Source organism: Otariodibacter oris (genome assembly GCF_009684715.1).
In the GTDB taxonomy this organism is placed as follows: Bacteria; Pseudomonadota; Gammaproteobacteria; order Enterobacterales; family Pasteurellaceae; genus Otariodibacter; species Otariodibacter oris.
The window spans coordinates 1,157,628-1,184,085 of record NZ_CP016604.1 but is presented as its reverse complement, the minus strand read 5'-3'; the positions used below and the strand labels follow the sequence as shown (position 1 = coordinate 1,184,085).

Annotated in this window: 20 protein-coding genes and 1 pseudogene; 6 read left to right on the top strand and 15 right to left on the bottom strand. The window is 33.2% G+C overall.

The genetic code is table 11. From position 1 onward, the window contains the following. Window positions 1-25: 25 nt before the first annotated feature. Window positions 26-1,393: an adenylosuccinate lyase gene (purB, locus tag A6A10_RS05475; protein ID WP_121121197.1), complete on the bottom strand. Its 1,368-nt coding sequence runs from the start codon at window positions 1,391-1,393 to the stop codon at window positions 26-28. Between the two features lie 18 nt (window positions 1,394-1,411). Next, window positions 1,412-2,047 (bottom strand): high frequency lysogenization protein HflD, encoded by a 636-nt coding sequence (gene hflD / locus A6A10_RS05470; protein WP_121121199.1) that lies wholly within the window; start codon window positions 2,045-2,047, stop codon window positions 1,412-1,414. 152 nt (window positions 2,048-2,199) lie between these two features. Between hflD and lon the strand changes: the two genes are divergently transcribed. Then, on the top strand, window positions 2,200-4,605 hold the full coding sequence (gene lon / locus A6A10_RS05465) for an endopeptidase La (RefSeq protein ID WP_121121201.1): 2,406 nt from the start codon (window positions 2,200-2,202) through the stop codon (window positions 4,603-4,605). 86 nt (window positions 4,606-4,691) lie between these two features. Here the strand turns inward: lon and leuD are convergent, their stop codons facing one another. The 4 genes from leuD to rsuA all read right to left on the bottom strand — a co-directional run bounded on the left by leuD (window position 4,692) and on the right by rsuA (window position 8,979). Beyond that, window positions 4,692-5,297 carry a 3-isopropylmalate dehydratase small subunit gene (gene leuD / locus A6A10_RS05460; protein ID WP_121121203.1) on the bottom strand — a complete coding sequence of 202 codons (606 nt, stop codon included), beginning with the start codon at window positions 5,295-5,297 and terminating at the stop codon, window positions 4,692-4,694. 84 nt (window positions 5,298-5,381) lie between these two features. Further along, window positions 5,382-6,788, bottom strand: a complete 1,407-nt coding sequence (leuC, locus tag A6A10_RS05455) for a 3-isopropylmalate dehydratase large subunit (RefSeq protein ID WP_121121205.1) — start codon at window positions 6,786-6,788, stop codon at window positions 5,382-5,384. A gap of 305 nt (window positions 6,789-7,093) precedes the next feature. Next, window positions 7,094-8,287 carry a Bcr/CflA family multidrug efflux MFS transporter gene (locus A6A10_RS05450; protein WP_121121207.1) on the bottom strand — a complete coding sequence of 398 codons (1,194 nt, stop codon included), beginning with the start codon at window positions 8,285-8,287 and terminating at the stop codon, window positions 7,094-7,096. Next, window positions 8,287-8,979 carry a 16S rRNA pseudouridine(516) synthase RsuA gene (gene rsuA / locus A6A10_RS05445; protein WP_121121209.1) on the bottom strand — a complete coding sequence of 231 codons (693 nt, stop codon included), beginning with the start codon at window positions 8,977-8,979 and terminating at the stop codon, window positions 8,287-8,289. The genes A6A10_RS05450 and rsuA overlap by 1 nt, the downstream gene beginning before the upstream one ends. A 141-nt stretch (window positions 8,980-9,120) precedes the next feature. Between rsuA and A6A10_RS05440 the strand changes: the two genes are divergently transcribed. The 3 genes from A6A10_RS05440 to apbC are packed head-to-tail and all read left to right on the top strand — an operon-like array spanning window position 9,121 to window position 12,412. Next, window positions 9,121-9,774 carry a YchE family NAAT transporter gene (locus A6A10_RS05440; RefSeq protein ID WP_121121211.1) on the top strand — a complete coding sequence of 218 codons (654 nt, stop codon included), beginning with the start codon at window positions 9,121-9,123 and terminating at the stop codon, window positions 9,772-9,774. A 14-nt stretch (window positions 9,775-9,788) separates the two neighbouring features. Beyond that, the gene (locus tag A6A10_RS05435; RefSeq protein WP_121121213.1) at window positions 9,789-11,318 is read left to right on the top strand and encodes a peptide ABC transporter substrate-binding protein; all 1,530 of its coding nucleotides are present in this window, start codon (window positions 9,789-9,791) and stop codon (window positions 11,316-11,318) included. Then, complete coding sequence (gene apbC, locus A6A10_RS05430) at window positions 11,315-12,412, top strand: iron-sulfur cluster carrier protein ApbC (RefSeq protein ID WP_121121216.1); 1,098 nt, start codon at window positions 11,315-11,317, stop codon at window positions 12,410-12,412. The genes A6A10_RS05435 and apbC overlap by 4 nt, the downstream gene beginning before the upstream one ends. Before the next feature lie 94 nt (window positions 12,413-12,506). Here apbC and A6A10_RS05425 read toward each other — a convergent pair whose 3' ends face one another. The 7 genes and pseudogenes from A6A10_RS05425 to A6A10_RS05395 all read right to left on the bottom strand — a co-directional run bounded on the left by A6A10_RS05425 (window position 12,507) and on the right by A6A10_RS05395 (window position 22,159). After that, the gene (locus A6A10_RS05425; protein ID WP_170143746.1) at window positions 12,507-15,641 is read right to left on the bottom strand and encodes a TonB-dependent hemoglobin/transferrin/lactoferrin family receptor; all 3,135 of its coding nucleotides are present in this window, start codon (window positions 15,639-15,641) and stop codon (window positions 12,507-12,509) included. A gap of 399 nt (window positions 15,642-16,040) precedes the next feature. After that, window positions 16,041-16,514, bottom strand: a pseudogene (locus tag A6A10_RS05420) (type I restriction-modification system subunit M N-terminal domain-containing protein); the annotation flags it as partial. 191 nt (window positions 16,515-16,705) lie between these two features. Beyond that, entirely contained in the window at window positions 16,706-17,629 is a 924-nt protein-coding gene (locus A6A10_RS05415) for a DUF4268 domain-containing protein (RefSeq protein ID WP_121121220.1), read from the bottom strand. Between the two features lie 351 nt (window positions 17,630-17,980). Next, on the bottom strand, window positions 17,981-19,540 hold the full coding sequence (locus tag A6A10_RS05410) for an ATP-binding protein (RefSeq protein ID WP_121121222.1): 1,560 nt from the start codon (window positions 19,538-19,540) through the stop codon (window positions 17,981-17,983). A gap of 70 nt (window positions 19,541-19,610) precedes the next feature. Beyond that, complete coding sequence (locus A6A10_RS05405; RefSeq protein ID WP_170143747.1) at window positions 19,611-21,338, bottom strand: DNA primase family protein; 1,728 nt, start codon at window positions 21,336-21,338, stop codon at window positions 19,611-19,613. Window position 21,339: 1 nt separating this feature from the next. Beyond that, window positions 21,340-21,543 (bottom strand): helix-turn-helix transcriptional regulator, encoded by a 204-nt coding sequence (locus tag A6A10_RS05400; protein WP_121121226.1) that lies wholly within the window; start codon window positions 21,541-21,543, stop codon window positions 21,340-21,342. 118 nt (window positions 21,544-21,661) lie between these two features. Then, entirely contained in the window at window positions 21,662-22,159 is a 498-nt protein-coding gene (locus A6A10_RS05395; protein ID WP_121121227.1) for a hypothetical protein, read from the bottom strand. Between the two features lie 159 nt (window positions 22,160-22,318). On the opposite strand from A6A10_RS05395, the gene A6A10_RS05390 reads away from it, so the two are divergent. Together A6A10_RS05390 and A6A10_RS05385 are read left to right on the top strand one after the other, a co-directional pair. After that, on the top strand, window positions 22,319-23,371 hold the full coding sequence (locus tag A6A10_RS05390) for a DNA cytosine methyltransferase (RefSeq protein WP_121121229.1): 1,053 nt from the start codon (window positions 22,319-22,321) through the stop codon (window positions 23,369-23,371). 1 nt (window position 23,372) lies between these two features. Beyond that, a complete protein-coding gene (locus A6A10_RS05385) occupies window positions 23,373-24,587 on the top strand; it encodes a DNA cytosine methyltransferase (RefSeq protein WP_121121231.1) in 1,215 nt (404 codons plus the stop codon). A 422-nt stretch (window positions 24,588-25,009) separates the two neighbouring features. On the opposite strand, the gene A6A10_RS05380 is transcribed toward A6A10_RS05385, so the two are convergent. Both A6A10_RS05380 and A6A10_RS05375 read right to left on the bottom strand, forming a co-directional pair. After that, complete coding sequence (locus tag A6A10_RS05380) at window positions 25,010-26,026, bottom strand: restriction endonuclease PLD domain-containing protein (protein WP_121121233.1); 1,017 nt, start codon at window positions 26,024-26,026, stop codon at window positions 25,010-25,012. Between the two features lie 76 nt (window positions 26,027-26,102). Further along, complete coding sequence (locus A6A10_RS05375; RefSeq protein ID WP_121121235.1) at window positions 26,103-26,453, bottom strand: hypothetical protein; 351 nt, start codon at window positions 26,451-26,453, stop codon at window positions 26,103-26,105. Window positions 26,454-26,458 lie beyond the last annotated feature (5 nt).

Sequence of the window (26,458 nt, the reverse complement as noted above, 5' to 3'; positions counted from 1 at the left end):
TAAGCGGCCAGATCACGTGAATAATTTACAGTTTATCAACTAATTCCACAGCATAGCCAATATAACTAGCCGGTGTCATCTGTTTTAAACGATCTTTTTCTTCACTTGGTAAATCTAAATTATTAATAAATTGACGCATAGCTTCACCATCAACACGCTTACCGCGAGTAAGTTCTTTTAATTTCTCATACGGTTTTTCAATACCATATCGACGCATCACAGTTTGAATTGGTTCTGCTAAGACTTCCCAGTTTTGATCTAATTCATCAAGTAAATGTTGTTGATTAACTTCTAATTTACTGATGCCTTTTAAAGTGGAAGCATAAGCAATCAATGTATAGCCTAAACCAACACCCAAGTTTCTTAATACTGTAGAATCGGTTAAATCACGTTGCCAACGAGAGATTGGTAATTTCGCACCAAGGTGAGCCATTACCGCATTCGCTAATCCTAAATTACCTTCAGAATTTTCAAAATCAATTGGGTTGACTTTATGTGGCATTGTTGATGAGCCAATTTCACCGGCAATTGTACGTTGTTTGAAGTGATTTAATGCAATATAGCCCCACATATCACGATCGAAGTCGATCACAATCGTATTGAAACGTGCTACACAATCGAAGAATTCTGCGATGTAGTCATGGGGTTCAATTTGAGTTGTGTATGGATTCCAAGTCACTCCCAGAGACTCAATAAATTCTTGGCTAAATGTATGCCAGTCAATTTCAGGGTAAGCGGATAAATGAGCATTATAGTTACCTACCGCACCATTGATTTTTGCAAGAATGTCGAGATTTTCGAGCTGTTTATATTGGCGTTGTAAACGATAGACCACGTTTGCCATTTCTTTACCCACAGTTGTTGGGCTTGCTGGTTGTCCGTGTGTACGAGAAAGTAATGGAATATCTCTATAACGTTCTGCTAATTCTTTAATTGCATTAATCAATTTCTTCCATTCAGGTAAAAGCACTTCTTCACGAGCTGTTTTTAACATTAAAGCATGTGACGTATTGTTGATGTCTTCAGAAGTGCAAGCAAAATGAATAAATTCACTGACTTTTGCTAATTCTGGTAACGCTTCGCTTTTTTCTTTTAAGAAATATTCGACCGCTTTTACATCGTGATTAGTTGTGCGTTCAATGGTTTTAATTCTCTCTGCATCTTCAAGAGAAAAATTAGCAACAATTTGATCAAGATAAGCGAGAGCTTCTTTCGATAAGCTAGCCACTTCTTTAATTTGAGCATGGCTTGCTAATTTTTGTAACCAACGAACTTCAACCGTGACTCGAAATTTCAGTAATCCAAATTCACTGAAAATAGGGCGAAGTGCAGTCGCTTTATCTTGATAGCGACCATCAATAGGGGATAATGCAGTTAACGCATTAAGTTGCATAGAAATTTCTCCAATTTATTATAACGAGGAATATAAAGACTGTGCTGTAGCTAAAATTTTCTTACGAGAGAAAAAAAGTTGCCATCGAGAGCCTCCCACTTGTTGCCATAGGATTCCGGCACGGATACCTGCTAACAGTGAGGCTCTTATACTGTTTTGAATATGAGGTTGAGAAAGATAATTAGGTACACCTAGTACTTTTATTCTAGCACCAAGGGGGCTAATACATTCACTGTATATATTTGCCATATTGGCAATCATTTGTTCATTGAGCAGATCACCATCATTCTCATAAAAGGTTCTTTGGTGGATAAGTGTTTCAAGACGTTTTGCAAGTTCTTGTTTAGCCTGTGGGTTTTTCGATAACTTTTGACTTAATGCCAACACGCCCACCCAATAACGCCCAATTTCAGTATCAATTTTACCTTGGCTTCCACCAAATTGAGATAAGATAGTTTCAAATCCCAGCTTCAAGTGGTTTAGGTTATTATCATAAACATCTAAGGTTGTTTCTGGTTGAGTGGCTAGTAAAGAACTAAAAGAATATTTAAGATATTCCTCAGAGGTATAGCCATTATGCGCTAATTGCTGAACCAAGCTTGCAGTTTGACAAACACCCGCTAGGGCAATACTGATATCTTGATAATTCACCATTTTGTATTTACAAATAAAACTTTAACTTGATGTTAAATATAGCATTTTTTAAGTGGGTTTTGAATGCTTTTATTTTATTACTTATTTTTCTCTTGTTTTTCCAAAATACGCCCTCATAATGTAGAAATTAGATTTTTCGGAGAGTACATAAAATGGCAAAAAAGAAAAAAACAATTGAATTACCACTACTACCATTGAGAGATGTGGTGGTCTTTCCATTTATGGTTATGCCTTTATTTGTTGGGCGTGATAAATCTATTCAAGCATTGCGTTCCGCAATGGAAAGTAATAAACAACTTTTTTTAGTTACGCAGAAAGATCCCAATAAAGAAGATCCAACAATGGATGATGTGTACAGTGTAGGTGTCATTGCTAATATCATTCAAATGCTCAACTTGCCAGATGGTACAGTTAAAGTTTTAGTTGAAGGTCAAGTCAGAGGGAAGATTGATCACGCTCATGATGATGAGAATGGTTTTTGGGCAGGTGTAGAGCCACTTATTTCAGAATATCAAGATGAAAGCGATGAACTCAAAGCGATAGCTAAAACAACGTTAAGTGAATTTGAAAATTATGTTAAGGCAAATAAAAAGGTTCCAGCGGAAATCTTACCTAAGTTACAAAAAATTACTTTAGAAGATCGTTTGGCTGATACGATGGCAGCAAATTTAGTTGCATCAGTAAAACAAAAACAGCTTTTATTGGAAGAACCCAATTTAATTGCACGATTTGAAGCTTTACTTGTTGCTATGGCAACAGAAATGGATACGCTGGAAATGGAAGGGCGTATTCGTAGCCGTGTTAAGCAACAAATGGAAAAAAATCAACGTGATTACTATTTGAATGAACAAATTAAAGCAATTCAAAAAGAGTTGGGGCATGGTGAAGATCAAGAGCAGAGTGAATTAGATAAACTTAAAGAGAAGATTCAAGCGGCTAAATTACCGAAAGAAGTTCAAGAGAAAGTGGACGGTGAGTTTAATAAATTAAAAGCTATGCCACAAAGTTCATCGGAGGCAACGGTTGTTCGCGGTTATATTGATTGGATCTTACAAATGCCATGGCACAAGCGGTCAGCAGTTAAGAAAGATTTGCAAAAAGCCCAAGAAATTTTAGATAAAGACCATTATGGGTTAGAACGTGTGAAAGAGCGTATTTTAGAATATCTTGCAGTACAAACACGTTTAAATAAATTGAAAGGGCCAATTTTATGCTTAGTTGGACCTCCAGGTGTAGGTAAAACTTCATTGGGTCAATCTATTGCGAATGCGACAGGACGTAAATATGTGCGTATGGCATTAGGTGGTGTACGTGATGAAGCTGAAATCCGTGGTCACCGTCGTACTTACATCGGTTCAATGCCTGGTCAATTAATGATGAAGATGGCAAAAGTTGGTGTGCGTAATCCGCTATTTTTACTCGATGAAATCGATAAAATGGCACAAGATATGCGTGGCGATCCAGCATCTGCATTATTAGAAGTTTTAGACCCAGAACAAAATAAAGCCTTTAATGACCATTATTTAGAAGTGGATTATGATTTATCTGATGTGATGTTTGTTGCAACATCAAATTCAATGAATATTCCACCTGCATTACTTGATCGTATGGAAGTTATTCGTCTTTCTGGTTACACCGAAGATGAAAAAATGAATATTGCGAAAGAACATTTGTTAGCAAAACAAAAGGAAAATAACGGCATTAAAGATAACGAGTTAGTGATTGAAGATAGTGCAATCCTTGGCATTATTCGTTATTACACTCGTGAAGCTGGCGTACGTAATTTAGAGCGTGAAATTGCGAAAATTTGCCGTAAGGCAGTAAAAGCCTTGGTGTTAGATAAGAAATTAAAATCTATCACTGTTTCAGGTGACAATTTGAAAGAATATTTAGGTGTTCAGCGTTTTGATTACGGTAAAATGGATAGTCAAAATCGTGTTGGTGAAGTCACAGGATTAGCGTGGACTGAAGTCGGTGGTGATTTATTGACGATCGAAACAGCATCTGTTGTGGGTAAAGGTAAATTCTCTTATACCGGTTCTTTAGGCGATGTGATGAAAGAATCTATCCAAGCGGCCATGACAGTGGTTCGAGCAAGATCTGAAAAATTAGGAATTGCGACTGACTTCTATGAAAAACGTGACATCCACATTCACGTACCTGAAGGAGCAACGCCTAAAGATGGTCCAAGTGCAGGGATTGCGATGTGCACGGCATTAGTTTCTAGCTTAACAGGTAATCCAGTACGAGCAGATGTTGCAATGACTGGGGAAATTACTTTACGTGGTAAAGTGTTGCCAATAGGTGGGTTAAAAGAGAAATTACTTGCTGCACACCGTGGTGGTATCAAAACTGTGATTATTCCAAAAGAAAATGAAAAAGATCTTGAAGAAATCCCAGAAAATGCAAAACAAGCATTAGATATTCATCCTGTTGAAACAATTGATGAAGTATTGGCGATTGCATTAGAAAATCCACCAGCAGGCATTGATGTTGTTGGACATTCAACGAAAGCAATTAAAGTCAAAAAGACTAAATCAACACCTGCAATTCAGTAATTGTAAGTTGTAAATACAATCAGCCCTTAGGTAAGATATCTAAGGGCTGATTCTTTATGTAAGAGAAATTTTCTTACACTTGATAATTATCTAAGGAATGCGGGTATTTTGCTTTCATATTCTGCAATTTTTGCCTCATGTTGTAAGGTAAGTCCAATATTATCTAATCCATTAAGTAGGCAATGACGACGGAAACTATCGATTTCAAAATGATAGGTTTTTCCATTTGCAGTTACAGTTTGTGTTTCTAAATCAACGGTAATTTGAGCACCATCCTGATTGGTTACAAATTGAAATAATTCATCGACTTCTTGTTCGCTTAAACGAATAGGGAGAAGTTGGTTATTTAAACTATTACCATAAAAGATATCAGCAAAGCTTGGGGCAATGATTACTCGGATTCCATAATCATCTAATGCCCAAGGAGCGTGTTCACGCGAAGAACCGCAACCAAAATTCTCTCGTGCGAGTAAAATACTTGCACCTTGATAACGAGGGTAGTTGAGGGTAAATTCAGGGTTAGGTTGCTTACCTTCATCGTCTAAAAAACGCCATTCATGAAATAAATGTTTGCCAAATCCTGTACGAGTGACTTTTTGTAAAAATTGTTTTGGGATTATCGCATCAGTATCTACATTTGAAGCATCAAGAGGAACAGTTATTCCTGTGTGTTGTTTAAATTCTCTAGTCATATATTCTTCCTGTTGTCTAATTCAGGTGAGTTTCGTTTTTGCAAAAATAGTGATTGAACTCACCGCTTGTTAGATGAAATCTAGTTACTGTAAGTCTAATTGTCTAACGTCTACAAATTTTCCAAAGATGGCAGCAGCGGCAGCCATTGCTGGACTGACTAAGTGCGTGCGGCCTCCACGTCCTTGACGTCCTTCAAAATTTCGGTTACTTGTTGATGCACAACGCTCACCACTTTTTAAGCGGTCGTTATTCATTGCAAGGCACATAGAGCAACCTGGTTGACGCCATTCAAATCCTGCATTGATAAAGATTTTATCAAGTCCTTCTTTTTCAGCTTGATCTTTGACTAATCCAGAGCCTGGAACAACTAAAGCTTGAACGCCCGTTGCCACTTTTCTACCTTTGGCAATGGCTGCAGCGGCACGCAGATCTTCTATACGAGAATTGGTACAAGAACCAATAAATACTTTATCAATAGTGACATCAGTTAATTTAGTACTTGGCGATAAATCCATGTAGGCTAGAGCTTTTTCTGCTGATTGACGTTCTATTGGATCGGCAATATGTTCAGGGTTTGGAATATAATCATTGACACTAATCACTTGCCCTGGATTTGTTCCCCAAGTGATTTGAGGTTGAATTTCACTTGCCTCTAAAGTGATTACAGTATCAAATTCGGCACCTTCATCTGTATGTAATGTTTTCCAATAAGCGACGGCATCATCCCAATCTTTACCTTTTGGAGAGGATGGAAGATCTTTTAAATAAGCGAAAGTGGTTTCATCGGGTGCAATAATGCCTGATTTCGCACCCAATTCGATTGCCATATTACATACTGTCATTCTGCCTTCCATAGATAAATCGGTAATGGCTTCTCCGCAGAATTCAACAACGTGGCCTGTACCACCCGACATGGTTGTTTTACCAATGATTGCAAGCACAATATCTTTTGCTGTTATGCCCGGTTTTACTTTACCTTTTACCTCAATTTTCATTTTTTTAGCACGAGCTTGTTTGACTGTTTGAGTTGCAAGTACGTGTTCAACTTCAGATGTCCCAATCCCAAATGCTAATGCACCAAATGCACCATGAGTTGCTGTATGCGAATCGCCGCAAACAATCGTCATACCGGGTAAGGTTAGCCCTTGTTCTGGCCCCATAACATGGACGATACCTTGATTAATATGATTAATATCGTAAAGCTGAATACCAAATTCTTCCGTATTTTTAGCCAATTCAACCATCTGAAGTTTCCCCATTTCTCCAGAACCATCTAATTTTCGGCTATCGGTCGGTACATTATGATCCATTGTGGCAACAGTTTTGCTTGGTTGTCTTACTGCTCGCCCCATTGCTCTAAGTCCATCAAATGCTTGTGGTGAGGTAACTTCATGAACAAGGTGACGATTAATATAGAGTAGTGGTGTTTCACCTTCCGCTTCATGAACAATATGGGCATCAAATAATTTTTCATATAACGTCTTTTTCATAGGTTTCTCCACTCAAATTTAAATTTTTATAAGACTAGCAAGCGGTCAAAAATCTCTAAAAAACAGAGATTATCAGACCGCTTGTGTAAGATATGAAATGAATATATAAGGTATCCAAATGAAAGTAAATCCTGTTTTTTGATAAAAATTATGCATAATATTCTATTTAAAATAAAATAAATGGGCTTTTTTTAGTTATTTTAAGAATATTATTCTTTTTTTTATCCATGAATAATGGATTTACACTGGATTATTTTAATCTTTTAGATAATTATATGATCATAAAAATTTTCATTTTTTTAACATTATTCTTCAGATTTTTTATAGGATAAGAAATAGTAAACTGCTGAAGCACATAATGAACACGTGGCCATGGTGTAGAGCATTGGGCGTTCAGTCGTTAATGGAATATGAGATAAACCAGAACTTATAATAGAAGCTATACCAAATCTTGCAGTACCTGCAACTGCATTTGCGGTACCTGCCATTTGAGGATAACGATCTAATATTGCTGCGGATGCATTACTGTTAATTGTTGATACCATACCAACAAAGAAAGCGATACCAAGTGCCATTGGCCAAAAACCAAGTTGAAATGTCGCACAAATGATTAACCAAATAGCCCCAATAAATTGTAGTGTTAGACCGAGTTTAAGCATATTTTCAGATCCAAATCTTGTCACCACTCGGCCATTGATGAAGGTCATAGTGATTAGCACACCAATATTTAGAAAGAAGAAATAACCAAAGTTTTCTTGTGGTATGCCATATATGCCAATATAAACTAATGAGCCTGAAGTTAAGAAACAGAACATCCCTGAAAATGATAAGCCACCCACCATAACATAGCCTAAAGTTGGTTTATGTAATACCACCTTAACAAAATTTTGGATGGTAAGTTTAAAACTAAGCGGTTCTCTATTTTCTGGAGCAAGAGTTTCTGGCACATTTTTAGTAAAAAGAATAACAGAAATTAATCCCATTGCAGATAGTATGTAGAAGATAAAATGCCAGTGGAACCACTTTGTTAGATATCCTCCAATAATTGGAGCAAGCAAGGGTGCTAACATAGTAATAATCATAATACTAGACATAATTCTAGCGAATTGGTTACGAGTAAATAAATCTCTGACTAATGCTCCAACAACAACTGTAGGCGCTGCAGCAAAACTACCTTGAACAAGACGAAAGATATAAAAGGTAATAAGATCTGTTGTTTGCGTTAAGGCAAAAGCCATGGCAGATGATCCCAATAGCCCTATTATAATAATTGGCTTTCGCCCAAAGCTATCTGCCATAGGGCCCCAGAATAATTGACCAAGTGAGAATCCTAGAGTGAATATAGCTAATGTAATTTGGATATTTTCTTGGGAAACTTGCAAAGTTTTTGCGATTTCTAAAAATGATGGGAGGTACATATCTATGGCCAAAGGTGGAAGCATAGACAACAGTCCAATTATGATGATAAATAATTTATTTATTGTTATTGATTGATTCATTAAAAACTCTCCATTTCTTGTTGTGTTAGTGGACGCAAATCACCCTCTTCAAGGTTTTCATCAAGTACCACTTCACCAATTCTCCAACGGTGTAATCCAATGACTTTATTACCAAGAGCTGCAAACATCCTTTTTACTTGATGATATCGACCTTCGCTAATCGTTAAATTAACATTGTAATCATCAATAATTTCTAATGATGCTGGTTTTGTGAGTGTTTTTTCACCTCGTAATAAAATACCTTGGGATAATAATTGAGCGTAATTAGATTCAACGGGATCTGCTAATGTGACAAGATAGGTTTTATCACATAGATATTTGGGTGATGTAATTCGGTGTGACCATTGTCCATCATCCGTCAATAATACTAAACCCGTAGTATCTACATCTAAGCGACCAGCACAGTGCAATCGAGTTGTAAGAGGGTGGTCAAAAAACTCAAAAACAGTCGGATAATTGCCTTCTTCATGAGTACAAACATAATTTTGTGGCTTATAGAGCATAAAATATTGTCCAACCTCTACCCATGTTAATTTTTCACCATCAAAATAAATTTCATCTTCAGGGGTGATTTTTTTAGTACCACTTTTTTCGATAAAATTATTGACCATAACTAAGCCAGATTTGAGTGCTTTGCTTGCTTGAGAGCGTGTGAGTCCGGTATTTTCTGCAATAAATTTATCTAAACGCATATGCTAATCTTGAATTAAAAATAAGAGTGATGTAATTATATCCTTTTATCGCAAAGAAGTTGTAAATTTTTGAAAGCTTCTTAGGTTATTTACACATATCCTTATATAATACGCAGCAATTCATTCTTTTTTGGATATGCTGTGGATATCAATATTAATTTTGCCATTTACTTGCAATTCTTTATTGGATTAGTTGCTATTGTAAACCCATTTGGGATCTTACCAGTGTTTTTCAGTATGACCTCCCATCAATACGAAGCTGAACGTAACCGTACAAATCTAGTCACTTCAATTTCAGTTGGCATAATTTTGCTAGTTAGTCTTTATTTTGGGAAAGTTATTTTAGACATTTTTAGTATTTCATTACATTCATTCCGTATTGCGGGTGGTTTTTTAATTGTAACTATTGCAATGACGATGATTAGTGGAAAACTTGGGGAACACAAACAAAACAAAGAAGAAAAAAATGCGGATCCAACAGAATATGAAAATATTGCAGTTGTTCCATTAGCTATGCCCATTTTAGCAGGGCCTGGGGCAATTGGATCAACGATTGTATGGGGAACGCAATACAGTTCATGGATTGATTACGTCGGTTTTACTATTTCAATAGTCGTTTTCTCTTCTATGTGTTACATATTATTTCGATTTTCTGGGACATTAATGAAAAAATTGGGTAAAACTGGGTCAAATATTGTTACACGTATTATGGGACTAATTTTAATGGCATTAGGCATTGAAATTATAGTGGCTGGATTAACTAATCTTTTTCCAGTGCTTACCTCAATAAAATAATTATGAAAAAATACATGAAAAAGTTATCACGTTTTATAAAATTTATCAGTTATCTGACCGCTTGTGTACTATTAATAGTAGGATGCGATCAACAGCCTATGCCACAAACAAAGGTAAAAATTGAGGAAAAAATCCCAACGGAGTTGAGTAGAGCGATTTATTCTGCATATCTACAGTTAGATCCTCATTTTGTTAAGGTATCTGCGGATGCTGCCCCCGTAAGAGATTTATTTGTTGGACTCATGCGTTTTGATTCTAAGGGCAACATCGTTAATGGTGTAGCCGATCGTTATGAAACTCAGGATAGTAAAAGCTGGATATTTATACTCCGAGATGATGCTAAATGGTCAAATGGTGAGCCTGTTACGGCTAATGATTTTGTTGATAGCTGGAAACGCTTACTTGACCCAATAGAATCATCACCATTATCCTATTATCTTGTTTATATGGGGTTAGAAAATGCTAAAGAGATTCTTGAAGGGAGTAAACCCTTAGGGGATTTAGGGATTCATGCATTGAACTCTCGCACATTACAAATTGATTTAAAAGAACCAAACCGACAGTTGCTTAAAATGTTAGCTCATGTAGCACTTTTACCTACATATCATGGAAAAAGACCTGAAGATTTTAGTGAAATTATTGTTAATGGTGATTATGAGATTATATCTAAAGATAAAAATGAGGTAACTCTACACTCTAGAGAGGAAGGAAATGCATTTAAATCAGTCAAATATCAATTGATTAGTACAGCACAAAATCCAGATAGATTTGATATTGTTGAAAATCCTCTGAGTAGTTATAAACGTAATATCATTAACTTACCTCAATTATGTACCTATTTTTATGAATTTAACTTTAGTGATCCAAATTTGAGTAAAAAAGAAATTCGGCAAGCTATTCGGGCAATGGTTTCTTCCTCAGATGTTAGTAATGGATTTGGCATACCTAATTATCTAGCTTTGCCTTCAACAATGGCAAGTGAGATTGGGTATCAGTTGTCTACGGAGAGTGCTGAGCAATTTTTTGAGCAATTAGGTATTAAAGATAAGAAACCTCTAAATATTAAGATTACTTTTGATGATCAGGGACGACATAAAGAAATTGCTAATCGCATTGCTAGAACATTAGGACAATCTGATCTTTTTAGAGTCAGCCTTGATCCAGTACCATGGGAAAGATTATTAAGAAAACGAAGAAATAAAGATTTTCAGTTAATTCGTTCGGGATGGTGTGCTGATTATAGTGATCCAGTATTATTTCTTAATCAATTTCATTCTACGAGTTTGGACAATAAGAGTGGATATTCAAATCCAGTAGTAGATGAAAAACTAGAGAAACTTAGAAATGAATCATTAACAATTGAGCAACGAGATAACTTAATTTTAGAAATTACTCAACAGTTGGAGAAAGATGTTGCACTTTTGCCTCTTTTTCAATACCAAAGACGAGTTTCAGTTGCACCAGATATTGTTGGCATTGATAAAGATAATTCAAGTGAAGTAATTTATAGTAAAGATCTATATAGGAATAAGGAAAAAGGATGAATCAAATTAGTGAACAGCAATTAGCTGAAATTACAAAGATTTTTCAAAATTTTAAACATGAAACTTTGCAAAAAGATTTAATCACATTAAATACATTAAAAAAAGCTGAGTTAGTTAATGGCGTTTTACGCGTAGAATTAGCGATGCCATTTGCCTGGAATACTGCTTTTAAGCAATTCAAACAAGATATTGAAGAAAAAATAAAGAAAGTGGTCAATGCTGATCGAATTAAGTGGGTAATCAATTATAAAATTGCCACATTAAAAAGAGCGAACAATCATCCTGCTGTAAATGGTGTAAAAAATATTATTGCAGTGACTTCAGGAAAAGGTGGCGTAGGGAAGTCAACTACTGCGGTTAATTTAGCTTTAGCCTTAAAAGCACAAGGGGCAAGAGTGGGGATTCTTGATGCAGATATTTATGGGCCATCTATTCCCCATATGCTAGGTGCAGCAGATCAACGACCAACCTCACCAGATAATCAGCACATGACTCCCATCGAAGTACATGGGATTTTTTCTAACTCAATTGGCTATTTAATGGATGCTAATAATGCAACAATTTGGCGTGGACCAATGGCAAGTAGTGCATTAAGTCAATTATTACAAGAAACATGGTGGCCAGATTTAGATTACTTGGTGATTGATATGCCACCAGGTACAGGGGATATTCAGTTAACTCTCTCCCAACAAATTCCAGTGACGGGTGCTGTTGTTGTTACTACGCCACAAGATATTGCTTTATTGGATGCAATTAAAGGTATCTCAATGTTTGAACGAGTTTCAGTACCTGTATTAGGTATTATTGAAAATATGAGTGTATATATTTGTTCTAATTGTGGGCATCATGAAAATATTTTTGGTACAGGAGGGGCAGCAAAAGTTGCTGAGAAATATAATACCCAAGTGCTAGGTCAATTACCATTGCATATTAAGCTTCGTGAAGATCTGGATAAAGGCATTCCAACGGTTGTTGCAGATCCAAATCATGAAATTAGTCAATTCTATTTGGATTTAGCGGCTAAAGTGGCTTCTGAATTATATTGGCAGGGTAGTGTGATTCCTTCTGAGATTATGATTAGAGAAGTAAAATAATTTACTATTTAGCCATGCAACTAAATAATGAAAAAGACTGATTATTTCAATAATCAGTCTTTTTGTTTTTTTGGACTAGAATATTACATTCTAATTAGAATACATATTCAAGATCTAATCTAAAGTTTCTACCTGGAGCAGTAAAACGATTTAGTCCTAAACCATCACTTTTTCGTACTCTATTTGTCGTTCCGAAAGAACGAATAGAGCGAGCAGAATCCCATGTAATATATTTTTTATTGGTAATATTATAAGCACCAAATCTTACAGTTAAATCTTCGATTGGTCTCACAAATCCAATAAAATCAAGCGTGGTATAGCTCTTGCTTAACCAATGAGAAGATGAATCTGAGACTTCTTTTCCATTGATGGGATCACCAAGGGCTTGTTCATTACGCCAGAACATATTATAAGTATCTTTCGCTTTTTTGGCTGAAGCATGAGTTACATAAATATCACCACCAAATTTACCACTAGGGCTAGCATACCCAATGCTATATACCGCAGTAGTAGGCTGAATAGCGTTCATTGGTACTCTGCCATCGTTTTCAGTAAGTACTTTACCTTTTTGTTTTGTAAATTTCCAACCAACAGTAAAGCCTTCTAAATTACTGTATACATCACCCAATGATAATAGTGAATTAACCTCAAAACCTTTGACACTTGCATTTTGTCTGTTTACATTTTGGTAAATATCAAAATCTAAGGCACTGTTTGCATTTATATTTACACGTTGTACACCAACATATCTTAGATCTAAGAAGTTGTCATAATCTGTTTTAAATCCACTAAGAGTAATAAAGCTATTATTTTTATGGAATGTAAATGCAATTTCTTTTGTTTTAGCAATTTCTGGCTCTAAATCTACATTTGGTTTAATCGTAAAATCAGGATGTCTAAATGTAAAATATAACTCTTCATGAGTTGGAGCTCTGAATCCTCTAGAATATTTAGCTTGAACTTTTAAGAAATCTAAAGGATCAAGATTCATACCAAAAGAATAGGAGTTGCTATTAAACTTTTTCTTCTGAGAGAAATATTGAATATTAGCTTCAGCGTTTTTATCATTTGCCTCTTTTATTCTATTATATTCTGCTAAATCTCTTAGATAATTAGGATCATTTTGACTTTGATAAGTCCACCATCTTGGCTCCTCAGGTAATGTTTCAAGAGGAATAAATAAGCCTTCTACCATTCCATCTGGAATTTTAGGACTTATACCTGGTTTATAGTTAGGTTTATATTTGATTTTGTCGAATCTATAGCCAAAATCAATACCAAATACACTATTGAATTGAATTTCATCAGCTATGTATAAAGCACCTTCTTTACTTTTGACTGGCACCAAGAATGATGTTTCTCCTTCACTTACTGGACATGAAAGAGCATTCCCTGCAACACCAGGTGCTGAACAGTCTGGGGCATAAGTCTCAGCCCACCATTGAGGATTGGTTGCATCATAACCCTGTCTATTAACCATTCTCTTTTTAGTTTCAGCATATGATCCACCATAGGAGATCTCGTGTTCTGTATTCTTTATGCTAAGATATTTAGTGAAATCAAGGTTGATTTGTTTTGTATCTGTGTCTAAATCTCTTTCTTTCCAATCTCTCTCAAGGAATCCTTTAGATGCTGGAAGAACAGCAAAAATATCTCGTGTTGCAAAATCAACATTTCTTTCTAAAAAAGAGCTATATTGGGTATAAGTAGCAGATAATTTTTTATACTTTTTATTATTAAACTCTTCATCGGTTACATCCACATTATAGGTTCTATGCTCTATAATAGGATCCCAATTGTCATCAAATCCATCTATTGAAGTGTCGAAAGACACTCTATCCTTAGTGAGATCGATATTATGTTTTTCATAATAGATATCCTGACCAGTTCTACCCGCAGTTTGTTGGGGGCTCAAGTAGGTTGTAATGTTACTATTACAATCAAAAATTGTACAATCGAAATAATATTCATTGACTGGTGTTAGGCTATATCCTGCATTATGTAAGTTACCTTGGCTATCTTGTAGTGAAGTTAAACCCGCAGTACTTGCTGCTGTTTTAACAATATCAACAATGCCTCCATTACTATCAACAACATTAGCGCTATCTACTTTTAAGCCTATGGGATTAGCGATCTCTTGGCAATAATCTCCTCGGCAATATTCTTCAGTTCTTGCCCTATTTTTAATTTTCTGATCGGAGAATGTCACTTTCATACTATCCCACAGTGGTGTCTGGGAATAGTTTTCAAAAGTTATTGCATAATTTTTTCTAGTTGATTTATCATCAGTGTAACGTTGACCAACAACATCAGTAAAATTATCACGTCCAAAGTCACTTGCTGATCTTGGTGTGAGATTATATGAATAGTCATGACCTCTAGCTTTATTTGTATAACCATCAAAAGTAAAACTTAATCGGTTTTCTTCATTAGGTTGGAAACCTAACTTTACTAAAGTACTTTCTTTTTGGATATGGTAGGGATCTGCTTTTTCTCTTTCCTGACCAAAGACAGCATTATCATAATGACTATAATCAAAGTTTTTTAATTGATGTTGGTTTCGTTTTGTATAAACAGCAAGAACATCAAACCACTTATACCTTCCCGCTAAGGTTTGTGAGTGATAGGCTTGTTTATTTGCATCAGCTAACCCACCTTTTATACTATAGAAGAAATCTCTATCAATTAATAAATCTCTAGCATCTTTTGTTTCATATACTACAGAACCACCTAAAGCTCCAGACCCCACCTTTACTGAGTTAGCACCTTTATTGATAGTAACTTGTTTTAATGTTTCCATTTCAACACTATTTCGTGTGTTGTTAAAATTACCATATCCTTCAAAGAGTTCTTTGAAACCTTGTGAGGAAAGTGCTTCAGCCTGATGTAAACCATCAACTGTAATAGCAACACGGTTTTCATCAACACCACGAATTGCAAAACCACTTGAACCAAATCTACCTGTTTCTACAACTGTAATACCCGTATCATAGCGTACAAGATCTCGGCTATTTTGAACTTGTTGTTTTTCTAAGGTTCTTGATGTTTTTACTGTTTCAGCAACCTTTTTATTAGGAGTATTCACCCCATCTTGTCCAGGTGTTACTGTAATAGTATCCAATTCAGATACCTCATCATTTTCTGCGGCTAAAGCAATACTGCCACAGTAGCTAAATAAAGCTAGTGTAATTAACGAAAATCGTGCGGTTTTATGATCTAAAACTGACATGAAGTCTCTCCAAAGAAGAAAAAGATATGGGTGAATTGTGTAAGAACCCACCCGCATAAATGCAATTAGTAATGATTATTAATTGTAAGCTAAAGAGGGTTAGTTTTCAATGGAAAGTAGAGGTTGTCAGGAAAGTATTTAGAATAGAAAAATATCCTAATACTTTTTTAGTGAAATAATCTTAGCTTCTTCTAAACGTAAAGTGTAAGCAAATTCAAATAGCGTTTTTCTATCAGCAGGCAGTTTTAACGTAAAGGAATTATCATTAGTGAGCGATCTAGCATCCAACTCAAGTGTTGTGATCCATACATCGCAATTGGGTTTAAACGTGAGTTTAAATCCGCCATTAGAGAAATCAGAAATTGAATCTTCTTTATTTTGTTCTAGAGCCTCAAAGCAAAGGCATTGATTTTTCTCCGCAACTGTTCCACCTAAGCGATTACTTGTGGTATCAACATCTTCAAATAAGCCTTTGATATCATTTTCTGATGGAAATCCGACCGCACTTGCTTCAATGGATTTAAAAATATTGGCTAAATCTGTATTGAGATTTTCATTTTCCTTAGCAGTTTTGACGACATTTTCAAATAATTGGCTTGGTAAGATAAAAAAGCCTTTATCTTCCACTGTATTTGGTCGGAAGTCTTGTTCAGCCTCTGCATCACTGAGTTTTGCATAATCAAAGGTTAAATCGCCCGCTTCCTGCTCTGCCGAATTAAAAAACTCCGTCATATTTTCTGAAATAAAGCGATAAAACAGAATACCTAGTATATATTGTTTAAAATCCTAACTATCTACTGCTCCACGCACATCATCTGCAATTGCCCATATTTTTCGATGCAACTCTGCACGTTGTGTTGCTTCACTGTTTATTTTTGAAGATTTATTATCCATTTTTTATATTTACCTTGTTATTTTTATTTAATATAGTTTATTCACCTGAGTTTAATTGATTGTATTTTATATAAAAATAGGTGATAAACAGAGACCATAACTGAAGTTATGGTCTTTAATTGTTTTATACTTTTATTTTTAGGAATATCAAACTATAGAGATAAGTATAATCAAAGATATTCATTAAATACTTTTTTTATATTAATCACTTTATCTATAATTTCTTCTATTAGAAGTTCATAATTATCATGATTATCAAAATCTAACCCTTTGATATAGTAAATAATTCTAGATGCTTTCTTGTTATCTAGTCTTTGCCAATCCATATTAAATCCAAGTTCATGATGAATATCTTCAGATGAACTATATAGCTTGTCAAAAAGTTCTTTATTATTATTTATATATATCTCTATGCCTATACTGTTTATCTTGTTTACTAATGTTATTGATATATGTGCTTCACTTGTGCCAAGAGCAACATCATACCAGTGATCTGTAGTTGCTTTTCTAACATTAAATGGTCTATTTTTTGAAATTAAAATTTCATTAAATTGATTCCAAAAAATTAATCTTTCTATTTGTGATTTATTCTGTTTACCACTTTCAGTACTAGCTTTGGTAGATTTTGAAAAGTTATTAGGTTTTTCCACTATTTCAAATTTTGGTGCTAGAAGTGAATCACCAATTTTATAAGCATGAATCTCGATTAGGAAAAAAGATATATCTTTTGTGGTTTTATTATTAAGCCATTCTATTGCACTTCTATGTTCTTCCCTTGCTTCTTTTACAATCCAAATTACTACATCAGTATCTAAACCAGATGCATAAGTAATAATTTTACCAAGATGCTCATGATTTGTTGCTTCTAATTGATTTTCTATTATTACTTTAATACCCGTAGTTTCATCTTTAGCCACCAAATCGCATCTATAAGCACCAACAAAAACCTCTTTAGTTATATCTGTAAGGGTTAGCCCAATCTCATTATTAAGTAATTCAATATTTTCGTCTTTAGATAACCAATCTGAAAAATCGTACTGTTCATGTTTCCATAATTCTCTGACTTCTAGTTCTTGTAATTTTCCAATTTTCATTTTTTACACCATATAAATATGTTATATCTCTTATCTATTAAAAAAATTCATCTGACAGTTTTACTGTCAGATGAATTTTATTTATATTATTCCCACTCAATCATATCTTTTAAGTTTAACTTATTGATATTTAATGATAATTTTATCTACTAAAATAGATTGTACCGTCAAAAATACCGACAAATAAAAATGATAGTATTGATTGTAAAATAAACTATTTTCCTTGTTTAAAAATCCAAAATTTCTTTTTATGCAAAGTATGCACCTTGTGCATCGTAATCAATATTATAGCCTTCATTTTTCTAGATTAGCTTACAAAGAATCCCTTATTGATTGGTTTAAGCTAAATACCTAAGATTCCCCTTTATTTTTCTTTTTTTCAGATATATATATTCTCATTTGCTCTATAGATTCTTTTAATTGGTTTGGAGTAAATCGAGTATTTAGATTATTTTCGGGATGATGAATCTGGTGCCTAATATAATCTGTTAAACATATTTTTTGCGGTCCATCAGGGTTCACTGGACTCCCATCTCTATTTTGTTTATGATATGACATTTTGGATTTATTAGCTCTATATTCTTGTAGCCAACCTTGTAGTTCAATATGTCCATATAATTCATTGTGATATTCTTCAGTTATTTCTTCAAAAGCTAAGTAATTTACTTCATTTAATGATGGATAATTTAATTGTTTAGGAGATACATTTATGATTTTTTTGTCTTCATTAGTATTTTTTAGTAGTCTAAGATTTTCAAAATCTAGTTGTTTTACTATGTTAGAGCTATGAGTGGTTAGTAATATTTGTGTTTTGTCTTGATTTGAAAGCTCTTTAAGGGCTTTAATTAATTTATGCTGATTACTTGTATGTTGTGATGTTTCTGGCTCTTCAATAGCATAAATAACATTAGCATTTTCATTATTTTCTGCACGTCTTTCTGCTTCAGCTCTAAAAAAATTTAGTAAAATTAATCTCCTAACTCCACTTCCTCTTTTATTAATTGGAATATTTTCGTCTCCTGAAATAGAAACGTTTTTGAAAACATCTTGCCATTTTAAATCTTCTGATGATGGAATAATTGGATTTAGCGTATTGGCTATTTCTGGATCCATTTCTCTAATCTTCTGTAGGGTTCTAGATGAGACTTCCTCTATCTTATTTCTAACTATATCTGCAATTTCAGCCAAGCTAGTTTGCAAACTTTCATCATTAACTATTTGCTTTACTGCTTCTTTAAGTGGATCTTGCACTTCATTATCGTTATCACTATTTTTTCTGTCAGATTGAAATAAAGAATAAACAGGTAAATATATAGCTAATTTATCCCAAATTTTTCTAGCATCTTCTTTAGTGACATCAATTTCAATATCTTCAAGTTGCAGATCATTTAAATATTTTTGCCACAATCCCTTTCTCATAGAAGAGTTTATATTAAAATCAGCATTTGAAATATCTTCATCTTGCATCAATTTTTTCAGTTCGGTGTTTTTCTTTAGTAATAAATCAGAACATTTAGGATTATTTGGATGTTTTGCTTTTAAATAGACTTTATGGGAACCACCATTTTTATATTTTTTGATAATTTCTAGTTTTTCTTGTGAGTTAAGTAAGTATTCATCTTTAAGTGTTGTTTCAACAGAGGAATCTATAATAATTTTTTCTGGAAGATCATCAAAACAAACAGTAATAATTGTTTCAAAATCTCCAGATTCTACAGCCTTTTTATTTACATCATTTTTATCTATCTTAATGATTCCTTTACCATTATTAAAAAAAATGTCTAGAGCCTCAAGTATAGTGGATTTTCCAACATCATTTTTACCTACAATTGCAGTTAGGTTGTCAAAATTTACTACTATTTCTTTTTCGTATCCCCTGAAGTTTTTTATTTTTATATAACTTATTTTCATATTATTTCACTCCTAGTAATAAAAACTATTTGTTAACATATAACTTTATACAATGAGTATTTTCGAACTTTTATTTGATAAAAAGTACACTAAATTCTTCGATATCCTTAAAGTGTACATTGGTTTGAAAACCTTGTTTTCTCTTGGTTCTTGTGTAGTCAAATGTACACTTATTCTGCCTAAGCCCTTGTTCCATAGCTTTGGCGAACAGAGGCAATGTAATTTTATAGGACAAGTTGTTTGCTTTCAAGAAAGCTAGATAAGCCGAATATAGAGTATCTTTCCAATTTTTGCTATTGGCATTTCCGACAAAAAGTCCATTTGTATCAGCAGTTGTTTTGAAATGACTACAAAACTCTACAATGGGATCTGAAAATTGGTTGATTTTTAAGGATTCGCTACTTTTTTTGTGGTCTAGTAGAATCTCTCTAGCTATTAAGGGATTATCTGAAAATTTTGATAATAGTTGTTGGATTATACTTGGGATTTCAGTTTTAATTTTTTGATAGAGTTGTAAATCTCGTTCGTTATCAGGGACTACACGAGAAAGATGGATAATAATTCTTCTACGCTCTATACCACCACTTCGATCAATAAATTTAGTAGGTTCATTATTGACTATAATCACAACAGCTTTGCAAGTAATGCTAATAGGGTCTTTATATTTAGGTTCTACTCGAATTAAATCTCCTCCAGTAATTGCTTTCAGACCAGAGCCTATCATCTTATAGCTAGGTTGATCAGGGCAGATGATGAGTAATTTATCTTTAATAGGATAACGTTCCTTTGGGTTATCAAGATTATTTAAATTGAGAGAGATAACATTATCTAATCCTATGATTTCCATGCAAATATTAGTAAGAATTGATTTTCCTGTTGCACCATTTCCTGTTATTTCCATAAATAATTGCCAGTCATAACGATTGCTTAAAACCATATACAGTAAAGCTAATAAAACGTTTTTTTTCTTTTCGCTATTATTACTAACGAAATTAAGCCATTTATCAAAATTAGGTGTATGTTTTTGAGTGTTTTTATAATGAAAGGGGATAATAGACAATAGCCAATGAGTAGGGCTATGTTCCGATACTTCACCAGTTGATCGATCAATCACAGCATCTAAAAATCCCATTAATTCAGGCTTTGGATTTTGCATTAAAGGTACATCATAACGTAATAAAGCTACATAATTATCAAGCTGTTTTTTGGTGTACTTAGCGTTAATGCTCTTGAGAAATTTAATGAGATTAGCAGTTAATAGATAATCATCAATTGGTTTCCAAATATCTTTCTCATAATAATAAAATTGTTTTGTTTCTTTATTATAAGCATAGCTTTCTTCACAGTATTCAAGAAAATGTTTCGATACATCAGATTCATTAAGTTGTATAGTTCTATCTAGTTCAGCGAATGTAACGGCTTGATTATTTCGAATACGCTCAAGATAATTAGTTAAATTTTCTTTGAGTGAAAGGGCATTATCAAATAGCAGTAATGTTGATACTCTTGATAACATTGCAATACTTTGGCAAATTAGTGCAATATGAGTACCACTTAATTCTCCAAGTTGAATAATTCTTGCAGATCGCTTTTCTTTTCTCACAATTTGTAAATTGGGTAATTTTTCTAATTGTTCATCCCCTAAAATAACGAACTTCTTATCATTTTTTAATGATAGCCAATTAATGATCGTTTCATGGTAACCTTTATCCCAAGCTAAAGTTCCAGCCAATATAATTGTTTCATCAAAAGGAGCTTTAGATTGATGTGAGAAGTAGGGAGCTTTTTGAATATTCATATTAGCCCCTCTCTGATTTTTTGGTTTCAATCCAAGAAAGAATTTCGTTAAGAGAGTAGCGTACTGCATTTTCTCCTATCTTAATTGATTTAGGAAAATCTCCCGCTTTGGATAGTCGCCAAATTGATGTACTCGATAACCCTGTAAGTTTAGATACTTCTGATTTACGAATAAATCGATCTGTTGGTTGCATTGGTTGTTTCATAGAATCTCCTACTAGTGTTTGAATTAAATTGCAACTGCAAGAAATCCTAGAAAAATTTGTATAAAATGTCTTTTCAAAAAGGTAAATTCCACTTTTGAAAAATTTAACCTATTGATATTTAAAGTTTATTTTTTACTGCATCATTTGACATAGCAAACCACTTATTAATGGTTGTTTTTCCTATATTAATTTCATCTCTTAAATTTTCAGATATAAATACACTCATAGAATCCCTAGTGAAGCCTTCTTTTTCTGCAAATGCTAACATTCCATTGATAACTTTTAATAACTTTTTAGGAGATGGCAAATTTTTAAATTCATATTCAAGATTTTTTTGATACAGTTTTAGAAGAACGTCAATCATATATCTTAAAAGCCAAACAATTGCTAACAATAGAATGGAAAGAAGTAAATATTGTTTAATTGATGTATCTAATGTAAACCAATAGATGCAGAGTAAAGAGGATGTAATATAAAATGAAATTGTTAGTAGTAAGCCTATCTTTCCTGTGTTTGAAAAATTCTCGCAATTTAATAATGAGATTGGTTTTAATGAAGCTTTAGCATATAACTCAGCGATTTGTTTTTTACTAGTGTATGAATATGGGGTGGTCATATAAAACTCCTATTTTTTAAATTAGCTAAGAAGGGCAAGTACACACAGAGCTAGCTCTGTGGACTTGCAAGGGAATTCCCTTGACCTTTTTAGATAAATTTATATGGTAAGTGTGGATTGTGATACAATTGTACATTATAGAATTTTTATAGGTAAAAAATGATTAAAAAATATATGATTGACTTATTCTCTGGATGTGGAGGATTATCATTTGGATTCGAACAAGCTGGATTTGAGTGTATAGTTGGAGTAGATATTGAACAATCTGCGTTAGATTCTTTTTCTCACAACCATATGCATGCAAAAGCACTAAAGCTAGACTTATCGAAACAAGAAAGTTTGGATATTATAATCGATGCATTAGGTAGAAAAAAAATAGAATTGATAGTAGCAGGACCACCTTGCCAAGGTTTTTCATTAACTGGTAAAAGAGAAGAAAATGATAATAGAAATAAATTATTTTATTCTGTTTTTAAATTAGCAGAAAGAATTAATCCTAGGTTTATTGTTATTGAAAATGTGCCAGGCATTGCAACTTTGTATAAAGGAAGAGCAAAAGAGGCCATTATGAATGAATTTAAACGATTAGGCTATTCTGTATCAGAAAAATTACTTTATGCCCCTGATTATGGTATTCCACAAATTCGTAAAAGAATGTTTTTTGTGGGTACTAAAAGTAGAGAACCATTTGAGTTTCCACCTCCTACACATGCAGAAAAAGATTATGTAACTTGTGAACAAGCTATAGGAGATTTACCTAGTTTGGAAAACATGTTAGGAACTGAAGTAGCAGAATATACTAAACCAGCTCAAAGTAGTTATCAGAAGATGATGAGAAGGAAATCATTAAAATTATTAAATCACGTAGCCACTAAACATACTGATTTGGTTGTTTCTGTAATCAAGCAAGTTCCAGAAGGTGGTAATTATAAAGATCTTCCTCCTGGGGTTGGGGAATCGAGAAAATTTAATGAAGCTTGGACTCGTTATCATAGTCAAAAGCCATCAAGGACTATTGATACGGGCCATAGAAATCATTTTCATTATTGTTGGAATAGAATTCCTACAGCCCGAGAAAATGCGAGATTACAATCATTTCCAGATCATTTTGAATTTAAAGGAACAAAAACTCAGCAATATAGACAAATTGGTAATGCTGTTCCTCCATTATTAGGTTTTGTTATTGGTAAAAAGCTATTAGAAAAAAAATAATATGTTAAATACTATTGAATTATTTGCAGGTTGTGGGGGATTATTAGATGGTTTTGAGCAAACACAAAAATATAATTGCCTAGCAGCCGTTGAATGGCAAAAGCCACAAGTTAATACATTAATTAATCGATTAGAAAACAAGTATCAAATAGAGGATGCTAAATCAAGGGTGTTATATTTCGATATTCAGAGGACAACAGAATTAATACATGGATGGAATGATAATATTTTTGGTGATTCACTAGGTCTAGATTCTATTATAAATAAAAGAAAAGTTGATATTATTACTGGAGGCCCTCCCTGCCAGGCTTATTCTATTGCAGGTCGAGCTAGGGATGTTAATAATATGAAGAACGACTATAGGAATTTTTTATTTGAATCTTACATTGCTGTTGTAGCTCATTATCGTCCAAAGCTAATTATTTTTGAGAATGTAGAAGGCATTTTATCAGCTATTCCAACGGGTGAGAAAATTACTACTTTAATTCAAAAAAGTTTGCGAAATATAGGTTATGAAATTATTGACAATATGAAGGAAAATGCACTTTTAGATCTCTCAGAGTTTGGTATTCCACAAAATAGAAAACGGGTAATTATTATTGGAATAAGAAAAGATACTGACTTTATTGATTATCAGAGTGAATTAAATTATTTTTATAAATTATTAAATAAAAGAAAAATAATAACAAAATTGACTGTTAGAAATGCAATAGGAGATCTTCCACCAATATATCCACTTAAAAATCCTGAAAAAAGAGTAGCATATAATAATAATTCTGAAATTAATGGACATATTTCAAGATTCCATAGCCAAAGAGATCAAGATATTTTTTATGAGTTAGCAAAAGATATAGAAAATGGCACATTTAGATATTCTAAAGTTGATGCATTGATTAAGTTTTATTATGAAAAGACAGGAAAGGAAACTAGCGTACATAAATATTATGTATTGAGATGGGATGAGCAAAGTAACACGATTCCTGCACATCTAAAAAAAGATGGTTTAAGGCATATTCATCCAGATGCTTTACAAAAGCGTTCTATTACCGTTAGAGAGGCCGCTAGACTACAAACTTTTGATGATGACTTCTTTTTTAATGAATCAATGGTTGCTAATTTTGAGATGATTGGTAACGCAGTTCCTCCTAAATTTGCGAAGATTTTAGCTGAGACTGTATATGATTTTCATCAATACTTAATTAGAAAAGAGAGTTGATGCTTTTCATAGTAGATAAAATCTTGAGGAGTAGGTCAATACTAAAAAACTTTATGATTTACTGAATGGGCATAGTAGACAAAAGTGAGATAGAGCCTTGTACTATAAGGGCTTAACCCACTTTTTTCCCACACTTTTGTCTACTATGCCTCATAATTCCACAATTCATAAATATGGTACCAACAGCTCGATGAAAAATATCATTGCTCAATAAGAACCATTCAACGATATATTGATAAAGATCCAAAAGCTGAATTAACCTTGCCTAGAAGTACTCAATTAAATCTATTAATGGATGTGACTTTCTTTGGACGAGAATTGGGTATTTTAGTTTTACTCAATAGCCTAACTAATCGGGTTGTTTATCACCAAGTAGTTAAATTACCCATTCTTTTGTCTACTATGCTAATATTTTGATTAGTTTAAACAGAAAAATCGGCAAAATATATTCCATTCTCAACTAAAGATAATGTGATTGTATTTCGTCCGTATGTCCTTAATGTTTCAATAGTAATTTCTTCTTCTAAGGATACATTTAATCGTTTTCGTAAATATCGGCCTAGGATACTTTTAGCCGAAATACGTTTACCATTGTGATAAATTGGGGTTTGGCTACTATAAGAGGCTATTTGCTTTGGATACTTTAAGCCATTAAAATCTTGATTTCCTTCCAAAGATGCTTCCATGATAACTCCATCATCCCATATGATTTCAATAGGATCAGAGTTACGTCGTCTTGATGATTCAGAAATATAGCTATCTTCAAAAGAAGGAATTAAATTTTGATTTTCTTGTAATAACTTTTGAGGAATTCTAATATAAGCATCTCCTTTTGATACATGCCCATTTGACAATCCCCAGTTTAACCCACTTTTAGGCGGAACAATATTTTTTTGCTCATCATATAGTGGAATATCATATTTGAATTTTAAATTGTATTGTTGGTTTTTATCATTTACTGCATATGTATATTCTGTAGATTGTGAGTTGTCAGATATTTTTGGGGTTGTCGTAGAATTCTGTTTGATCAATGTTAAGTATTCATTTAATGGCTCAAAAGTATCACTAGAGGCATCAGCTAAAGATTCTCTAAAATTAGTGCATAATCCGTTACGTGAAAAATTGGCAGAACCAATTAAAACTGAAATTATTTCATTTTTTTTCTTCCATAAATATATTTTAGAATGGATATCTAATGTAGAAAAATAAAGATCAATATTTTTATTTTGTGAGCTTATGTGATTTAATGATTCCCATAGGTTTGGATTTATGCCCTTAGAATACATTCCTCCAATGACAGTAACTCTTAGGGGTAATTCTTTTAATCTTTGCATTGGAGTTGGTCCAATATATCCTGAGATAATAACCAACTCATCAGGTTTTGGTAGATGAAGATGTTTGTTAAAGATAATCTCTTCCAAATTGGTGTAGTAAAGCATATGTATTATCAAGTACAAGGATATTTTTTGAAATGTACCAATAAAATTAAAAACATGCAAGTAAAGTTATATGCTTTTATGTATTAGTTTTTGAAATATGAATCTCATATATATTTTCAATAATACCTAATTCACTGAAATCAATGATATTATTTTTTGGAGAATAACGATATTTTTTATTCTGATTAGTAAAAAAGGCTATTCTATATCGTTTTTTACTAAAAATATCTTGAAAAAAACAATTTAAACTATTTTTCTTTCCCCATGTTTTAAACATTAATTTTAGATTATGTATTCCAATAGGAATATCTCTACTATAACTTTCAGGTTCTAGTCCCAAATCTACAGCGTCATAATAATCAATAGCTCGAGTATCACCTATATCAATATATTCTTCATTTTCAATGAGTTCTATTAAATTGCTCATACATT